The following is a 370-nucleotide window of genomic DNA, read 5'->3' as shown; positions in this document are numbered from 1 at the left end:
AAACAGCATGGTTTTTTATTTCCTTACTCCTTCCCCTATTAGTTAGGAAAACAAAACAACAAATCAATAATTTTAATTAACGAATTAATTATTTTAATTTTTTTAGATAAATTAATCATTTTATTTATTTACTATTTAAATTTATTGATTTATAATCAAATCAACTAAAGGAAAGGAATTCATTATGGCCTATAAAGTAATCACAAATTGTCCTGTCTGCAGCAAAACATTGAAGATTACGAAACTGCAATGCTCTCATTGTCACACGACGATTGAAAATGAGTTTGAATTTTCCAAGCTGGCGTCATTATCAAAGGATCAACTTCATTTTGTGGAAGTATTTTTAACATGCAGAGGAAGTATCAAGGAA

At 27.8% G+C, this 370-nt stretch carries 1 protein-coding gene; it reads left to right on the top strand.

Going from position 1 to position 370, the window contains the following annotated elements; translation table 11 throughout:
* Positions 1–184: 184 nt before the first annotated feature.
* A partial coding sequence (locus tag V7659_RS25885) for a DUF2089-like zinc ribbon domain-containing protein (protein ID WP_335542975.1) occupies positions 185–370 on the top strand: 186 nt, incomplete at its 3' end.

The sequence above is a fragment of the Neobacillus drentensis genome, assembly GCF_036966985.1.
Classification (GTDB): Bacteria; Bacillota; Bacilli; order Bacillales; family Cytobacillaceae; genus Neobacillus; species Neobacillus drentensis_E.
Note: the sequence above shows the minus strand (reverse complement) of the source record. Positions and strands in the feature narration are given on the sequence as shown.